Genomic DNA, 7,456 nt, shown 5'->3' on the forward strand with positions numbered 1-7,456 from the left:
GAGCACGTCCCCCGCGAGCGGGACGACCGGGATCTCCCCGGAGAACGGCGTGCGCAGCATGCCCGGGCTGCCGGGGGTCGCGACGTGCCGGCGCCGCCCCGAGGGACGGTCGGTGCGGGCCGGCGCGGGCCCGTCGGCGGGCGCCTCCGCGACGTGCCGGCGGCGGCGCGCGGGCGGCGCGCCGGCCCCGGGCAGGACGGCGGACGGGACGGCCGACGGGACCACGGGACGGGTGTCCTCGGCGCCGAGGCCGGCGGTGCGCAGGGTCGCCACCGCCCCGCTCGTGGCGGCGTCCGTCCCGGCGACCCGCGGGTCGAGGACGAACCAGCTCGGGCGCACAGGCGTGGGCACGGCGGTCTGCGCGGCGTCGCCCGCGCCGGCCCGACCGGTGGGCGCAGCGGCGCGCGCCGGCAGGGCAGGGTCCGTCAGGGTCACGGATGCGGTCCTTCGAGAGGGGGTCAGGGAGGGCTGGCCGCGACGACCGTAACCGATCCGTGATGTGACCCGGAACCCCGCGCGTGGTCTCTCACCCGCCCGTGGACCGCGGCGCGGGGCTGGGGGCGGCCCGGCACGGGGCGCGGGAGGCCCGGGCCCGACGGCCGGGTCCGGCTCACCAGGGGCCGTAGACCGCCTCGGCGGTCGCGCTGACCTGCGCGCAGACCTGCTCCAGCGGCTCGTCGCGCACCTGCGCGACGCGGCGCACGGTCGTCGGGAGCAGGTACGGCGCGTTGGGCCGGCCGCGGTCGGGGGCCGGTGTGAGGTACGGCGCATCCGTCTCCACGAGCACGAGCCCGGCGGGCAGCACGCGCAGGGCGGCCCGCAGGTCGTCGTTGGCGACGAACGTCAGCGGCCCCGCGAAGGAGCAGTACCAGCCGTTCTCGGCGCAGGTGCGCGCGAGCCCCTCGTCGCCGGAGAAGCAGTGGAACACCGTGCGCTCGGGCGCCCCGTCCGCGAGCAGCACCTCGACGACCTCGGCGTGCGCGTCCCGGTCGTGGATCTGCAGCGCGAGACCCAGCTCCTTCGCCAGCGCGACGTGCGCCCGGAACGCCTCCCGCTGCACGGCCCGCCCCCGCGGCCCGGCGCGGAAGTGGTCCAGGCCCGTCTCCCCGATCGCCCGGATGCGCGGGTTGCCGCGCGCGAGGTCGGCGATGCGGGCGACGGCCTCGTCGAGCGGCACGTCGTGGCGCCCCTGCGGGTCGGGCTCGAGCCCGTCCGGGGCCACCTCGCGGACGCCCGCGTGGAGGACGGCCTCGTTCGGGTGGATCGCCACCGCGCCGAGCAGCGCCGGGTGGGCGCGGACGGCGGCGTCGGTCCACACGGCCGCCTCGAGGTCGCACCCGACCTGGAGGTGCCGGTCGACGCCGGCCGCCGCCGCGCGCGCGAGGTGGTCCTCCACCGTGGGCGCCGGGCCGGGCAGCGGCTCGCCGTCCGCGTCCCGCCGCCACCCGTCGGGCGCCCACGCGAGGACGGACTCCAGGTGCGTGTGGTCGTCGACGACGGGCAGCGGCAGCGGCGCGGGGTCCGCCGGCCAGCCCCGGTCGCGGGCGCGTCCGCGGCCCACGCTCAGCGGTCCCGGTAGCGGGCGAGCTCCTCGTCGACGATGCCGTCGTCGAGCTTGGTGAACACCGGCGTCGGCTTCGCCACGGGGGTGCCCGGCACCACGGGCGCCGACCGCCACGGCGCGACGGTCTCCCCGAGCCGGTAGTCCCCCGTGATGACGGGGTAGGCGCGGCTCGGGTCGTCGAGGTCGGTGACCTCCTCGAGCCGCGGCATCGGCGAGAAGGTCCCCGTGCCGCCGAGCGTCTCGTGCACGCGCTGCGCGGAGTGCGGCAGGAACGGCGCGAGCAGCGTGTTCGCGTCGGAGACCGCCTGCGCGGCGGTGTTCAGCACGGTGCCCAGCCGCTCCCGGTCGCCCGTGAGCTTCCACGGCTCCGTCTCCGAGACGTACCGGTTCGCCTCGCCGACGACCCGCATGGCCTCGGCGATCGCCGCGCGGTGGCGGTGGGTGCGCACGAGCTCGCCGACCCGGTCGAAGGCGGCGCCGGTCTGCGCCAGGAGCGCCTCGTCGACCGGCAGCCGCTGCGCGGCCGCCGGGATCTCGCCGAAGTTCTTCGCGACCATGCTGGCGGTCCGGTTGACGAGGTTGCCCCAGCCCGCGACGAGCTCGTCGTTCGTCCGGCGCAGGAAGTCCGCCCACGTGAAGTCGGCGTCCTGGTTCTCCGGCCCGGCCGTGGCGATGAAGTAGCGCAGCGCGTCGGGCTGGTACCGGGCGAGCATGTCGCGGACGTAGATGACGATCCCGCGCGAGGAGGCGAACTTCCTGCCCTCCATCGTGAGGAACTCGCTCGACACCACCTCCGTGGGCAGCTGCAGCTCGCCGTAGACCCCGGGCGAGCCGCCCTTCGTGCCCCGGCCGTCGTAGCCCATGAGCTCGGCGGGCCAGATCTGGGAGTGGAAGGTGATGTTGTCCTTGCCCATGAAGTAGTACGAGAGCGCCTCGGGGTCGTTCCACCACGCGCGCCAGGCGTCGTCGTCGCCGGAGCGCCGGGCCCACTCGACCGACGCGGACAGGTAGCCGATGACGGCGTCGAACCACACGTACAGGCGCTTGGCCGGGTTCTCCTCCCAGCCCGCCAGCGGCACGGGGATCCCCCAGTCGATGTCGCGCGTCATCGCGCGGGGGCGCAGGTCGTCGACGAGGTTGAGCGAGAAGTTCAGGACGTTCGGGCGCCAGTCCTGCCGCGTGCGCAGCCACGCCTCGAGCGCCGAGGCGAACGCCGGCAGGTCGAGGAAGAAGTGCTGGCTCTCGACGAACCTCGGCGTCTCCCCGTTGATGCGGCTGCGGGGGTTCTTCAGGTCGATGGCGTCGAGCTGGTTGCCGCAGTTGTCGCACTGGTCGCCGCGCGCGCCGTCGTAGCCGCAGATGGGGCACGTGCCCTCGATGTAGCGGTCGGGCAGGGTGCGGCCCGTGCTCGGGGAGATCGCCCCCATCGTCGTGCGCTCGACCATGTAGCCGTTCGCGTGCACGGTCCGGAACATCTCCTGCACGACCGCGTAGTGGTTGCGCGTCGTCGTGCGCGTGAAGAGGTCGTACGTGAGCCCGAGCTGCGTGAGGTCCTCGGCGATGACGCGGTTGTACCGGTCCGCGAGCGCCTGCGGCGTCAGGCCCTCCTGCTCCGCCTGGACGAGGATCGGCGTGCCGTGCTCGTCCGTGCCGGAGACCATGAGGACGTCGTGGCCCGCCATCCGCATGTACCGGGAGAAGACGTCCGAGGGGACGCCGAAGCCGGCGACGTGACCGATGTGGCGGGGGCCGTTCGCGTACGGCCACGCGACGGCGGAGAGGATGCGGGCCATGGCGCGATCCTAGGGGCGCGCGCCGGCCCGGCCCGGTCGCCGCCGGTCGCGGCGGCAGGATGACCGGGGGCGCCGCGGGCGTTGGCGCCGGGGACGCAGGACGACGAGGAGAGGGGTCCGGCATGACGGCCGAGGGCACGACGACGGGCACGACGACGGGGACCGGGACCGGGACGACGACGGGCACGGCGGCCGCCGACGGGGGCGCGGTGCGGCGGGCGCTCCTCGTCGTCGACGTGCAGCCCACGTTCTGCGAGGGCGGCGCGCTCGCCGTCGAGGGCGGGGACGCCGTGGCGGAGGGCGTCGCGCGGTACGCGGCGGCGCACCGGGACCGCTACGCGCTCGTCGTGACGACGCAGGACTGGCACGTGGACCCGGGCGGGCACTTCTCGGACGACCCGGACTACGTCGACACCTGGCCGCCCCACGGCGTCGCCGGCACGGCGGAGGCCGAGCTGCACCCGGCGCTGGCCGACCTGCGGCCCGACGTCTCCGTCCGCAAGGGCGAGTACGCCGCCGCCTACTCGGGGTTCGAGGGCGTGGACCCGCAGGGGCGGCCCCTGGCCGACGTCCTGCGCTCGGCGGGCGTGACCGACGTCGACGTGGTGGGCATCGCCGAGTCGCACTGCGTGCGGTCGACGGCGCTCGACGCCCTGGCCCTCGGGCTGCGGACGCGGGTGCTCGGCGACCTCACCGTCCCCGTGACGCCCGAGCTCGGCGCGGTCGCGCGCGCGGCGATGGCCGCCGCCGGCGCCGAGCTGACGACGTCCGACCACCTCTGAGCCACGGCGGGCCCGGCCCCGGCGGGCCCGCCCCCGGCCGTCAGCCGCGGGCCCGGGCCTCGCCGCGCGCCACGAGCGCGGCGGCGTAGAGGTCCCGCTTCGGCAGCCCGGCGACGCCCGCCACTTCGGCGACCGCGTCCTTGAGCCGCTCCCCGGCGTCCGCGCGGGCGAGGACCTCAGCGACGAGGTCGGCGGTCGTCGCGGTGGTGCGCCGCTCGGCCCCGGCGACGACGAGCACGACCTCCCCGCGCACCTCCCCGGCCGCCGCCCAGGCGGCGAGCTCGGACAGGGGCCCGCGGACGACCTCCTCGTAGGTCTTCGTCAGCTCGCGGCACACCGCGGCCGGGCGGTCGGGGCCGAACGCCTCGACGAGGGCGTCGAGCGTCTCCGGCACCCGGTGCGGCGCCTCGAACAGCACCATCGTGCGGCGCTCGGCGGCGAGCTCGGCCAGCGCGCGGGCCCGCTCCCCCGGGCGGCGCGGCAGGAACCCCTCGAAGCAGAACCGGTCCGTGGGCAGCCCGGAGAGGGCCAGCGCGGTGAGGACCGCGCTGGGCCCGGGGGCGGCGGTGACGGGCACGCCGGCCCGGGCGGCGGCCGCCACGACGCGGAACCCGGGGTCCGAGACGGCCGGCATGCCGGCGTCCGTGACGACGAGGACGGTGCCGCCGCCGCGCACGACGTCGAGCAGCTCCTCGGACCGGGCCTCCTCGTTGTGCTCGTGGTGGCTGACGACGCGACCCGGGACCTCGACGCCGAGGCGGGCCGCGAGGGCGCGCAGGCGACGGGTGTCCTCGGCGGCCACCACGTCCGCCGTCGCCAGCAGCCGGCGCAGGCGCGGCGAGGCGTCCTCCGCGTTGCCGATGGGCGTGGCGGCGAGCACGAGCCGCCCCCGCTCCCGGCCCGCGTCCACGGGGCCGGGGGCGTCGGGGGCATCGGGGGCGCCGGGCTCGTCGGGGTCCGTGCCGCCTGTCGTCCCCGCCGCCGTCATGGTGCGCCAGCCTGCCATGCGGCGCCGGGGCGCCACCTAGCATGACCGCCGTGGTGGACGCCCCGACCCCCTGGCCCGACCGGTCCCCGGGCGTGCCCGGACCGGACGGGCCGCCGTCCCACGGCCGCCACGCGTCCGGCGCGGGCCCCGACGCCGCCGCACCGGCCGGCGACGGGCGGCCGGGCGGACCCCCGCGGCACGCCGCCGTCGGGCCGGACGGCGGGGCCGCCGCGGGCCCGGCCGTCCCCCCGGGAGCCACGCGCGAGCGCCTCGCGCGGACGCTGCTCGGCGCCCGGTCCCTCCGCCTCGACGCCACGCCCCGCGCCCGCCTCCTCGGCTGGCTGGGACCGCTCGCCGTCACGCTGCTCGCCGGCGTGGCGCGCTTCTGGCAGCTGGGCCGCCCGGACTCCCTCGTCTTCGACGAGACGTACTACGTCAAGGACGGCTTCTCCCTCTGGGCGCTGGGCTACGAGGGGCAGTGGGGCGACGACCCGAACCCGCGCTTCGAGGCCGGCGACACCGGTGCCCTCTCGTCGGCCGGCGCGTACGTCGTCCACCCCTCCGTGGGCAAGTGGCTCATCGGGCTGGGCATCCGGATCGGCGGCGTCGAGCACCCCTGGGCGTGGCGGCTCGCCGCGGCCGTCGCCGGCACCCTGCTCGTCCTGCTCGTGGCGCGGGCCGGACGGCGCCTCCTGGGCTCGACCGCCCTGGGCACGCTGGCCGGGCTCCTCGTCGCCGTGGACGGCACGGCCATCGCCCTGTCGCGCACGAGCCTGCTCGACGGCTTCCTCACCCTCTTCGTCGTCGCGGCGTTCGCCTGCCTGCTCGTCGACCGCGACCGCGCGCGGCTGCGGCTCGCCGAGCGCACCGCCGCGCTGCTCGACGCGGGGCGGCCCCTCGGGCTCGGCCCGCGGCTCGGCGCGCGGCCCTGGCGGGTGGCGGCCGCGGTGTGCCTCGGCCTCGCGGTGAGCACGAAGTGGTCCGGGCTGTACTTCGTCGCCGTCCTGGGCCTGCTCACGGTGGGGTGGGACGCCGCGGCCCGGCGCCGCGCCGGGGTCCGGGCGTGGCCCTGGGCGGCGCTCGTGCGGGACGCCGTGCCCGCGTTCCTCACCCTCGTCCCGACCACCGCCGTCCTCTACGTCGTGTCGTGGACCGGCTGGCTCGTCACCTCCGGCGGCTACCTGCGGCAGTGGGCGGAGCAGAACCCGGGCCAGGGCGTCGGCTGGCTCCCGGGCCCGCTGCGGTCGCTGGCGCACTACCACGCGGAGATGTGGCGGTTCCACAACGGGCTCGTGACCCCGCACAGCTACCAGGCGCACCCCCTCGGCTGGCCCGTGCAGTGGCGCCCGACGCTGTTCTTCTACGACCAGGACGTCTCGGCCCTCGAGCCGGCGGCGGCTCGGGCGCTGTGCGGCGCCGACCGCTGCGCGCAGGCGGTCACGTCCCTGGGCAACCCGCTGGTGTGGTGGCTCGGCACGGCGGCGGTGCTCGTCGCGGCGGTCCTCGTCGTCGTGCGGCGGGACGGCCGGGCGGCGGCGGCGCTGTCCGGCGTCGTCGCGGGGTGGCTGCCGTGGTTCGCCTACGCGCACCGGACGATCTTCGCCTTCTACTCCATCGCCTTCCTGCCCTGGGTGGTCCTCACCCTGGTCCACGTCGTGGGCCTGCTCGTCGACGAGGGGCAGGACGAGGGCGGGGACGGGGGAGGGGACGAGGGCCGCGGCGGCGCGGCGCGGCCCGACGAGGGGCGGGACGGCACGCCCGGCAGCACGGCGACGGCCGTCCGGCGGCGCCGCGGGCGGGTCGTCGCCGTCGCGGCCGGCACGCTGCTCGTCGTCGTCGTCGGGGTGTTCTTCTACCCCGTCTGGACCGGGCAGGTCACCACGTGGACCCTCTGGCACCTGCACGTCTGGCTGCCCGGCTGGACCTGACCGGGCCCGGCCGGGGCGCCCCGGCCCTAGCCCGCCGCGTCCGGCTCCCGGGCCTGGACCGGGACGCCGACCGCCCGCCAGAGCGCGGGGTGGCGGGTGAGCGCGGCGAGCACCTCGCGCCGACCGGCGGGGCCCGACCCCGTCCAGGCCGCGTCGGCCAGCAGCGGCAGCGACGGGAGCAGGGCGGGCAGCAGGGCGCGCAGGTCCGCGGCCGGCCCCAGCCGGACGGAGCCCTGCAGCCCGACGACGGACGCGGCGGGCAGGTCGAGGCCCGCCGCCGGGTCCCACGTCAGCAGGTCCGTCACGTCGGGGCCCGCGGTGGCCGGCCCGGAGGGGCCGGAGGGGCCGGGCGTGCCGGGCGCGCCGCCCGCGCCGGGGGCACCGCCGCGGGCGCCCGGGGC

The 7,456-nt window shown here is 77.8% G+C and carries 6 protein-coding genes and 1 pseudogene; 2 read left to right on the top strand and 5 right to left on the bottom strand.

The genetic code is table 11. The features are described 5' to 3' along the window. The 3 genes and pseudogenes from EJA20_RS17500 to metG all read right to left on the bottom strand — a co-directional run. Positions 1 to 435 (bottom strand): annotated as a pseudogene (locus tag EJA20_RS17500) (hypothetical protein); the annotation flags it as partial. Between the two features lie 175 nt (positions 436 to 610). Further along, complete coding sequence (locus tag EJA20_RS17505; protein ID WP_129339808.1) at positions 611 to 1,561, bottom strand: TatD family hydrolase; 951 nt, start codon at positions 1,559 to 1,561, stop codon at positions 611 to 613. A 2-nt stretch (positions 1,562 to 1,563) separates the two neighbouring features. Continuing rightward, positions 1,564 to 3,357 (bottom strand): methionine--tRNA ligase, encoded by a 1,794-nt coding sequence (gene metG, locus EJA20_RS17510; RefSeq protein WP_129339809.1) that lies wholly within the window; start codon positions 3,355 to 3,357, stop codon positions 1,564 to 1,566. 122 nt (positions 3,358 to 3,479) lie between these two features. Here metG and EJA20_RS17515 point away from each other — a divergent pair, with 122 nt between their 5' ends. Then, positions 3,480 to 4,139, top strand: coding sequence for an isochorismatase family protein (locus EJA20_RS17515; protein ID WP_129339810.1), 660 nt, complete (start codon positions 3,480 to 3,482; stop codon positions 4,137 to 4,139). A 40-nt stretch (positions 4,140 to 4,179) separates the two neighbouring features. Here the strand turns inward: EJA20_RS17515 and rsmI are convergent, their stop codons facing one another. Then, complete coding sequence (rsmI, locus tag EJA20_RS17520) at positions 4,180 to 5,127, bottom strand: 16S rRNA (cytidine(1402)-2'-O)-methyltransferase (protein WP_129339811.1); 948 nt, start codon at positions 5,125 to 5,127, stop codon at positions 4,180 to 4,182. 41 nt (positions 5,128 to 5,168) lie between these two features. Here rsmI and EJA20_RS17525 point away from each other — a divergent pair, with 41 nt between their 5' ends. After that, entirely contained in the window at positions 5,169 to 7,055 is a 1,887-nt protein-coding gene (locus EJA20_RS17525; RefSeq protein WP_129339812.1) for a dolichyl-phosphate-mannose--protein mannosyltransferase, read from the top strand. 26 nt (positions 7,056 to 7,081) lie between these two features. Here EJA20_RS17525 and EJA20_RS17530 read toward each other — a convergent pair. Continuing rightward, a partial coding sequence (locus tag EJA20_RS17530; protein ID WP_205687568.1) for a hypothetical protein occupies positions 7,082 to 7,456 on the bottom strand: 375 nt, incomplete at its 5' end.

The organism is Cellulomonas endophytica, assembly GCF_004123805.1.
Lineage (GTDB): Bacteria > Actinomycetota > Actinomycetes > Actinomycetales > Cellulomonadaceae > Cellulomonas > Cellulomonas endophytica.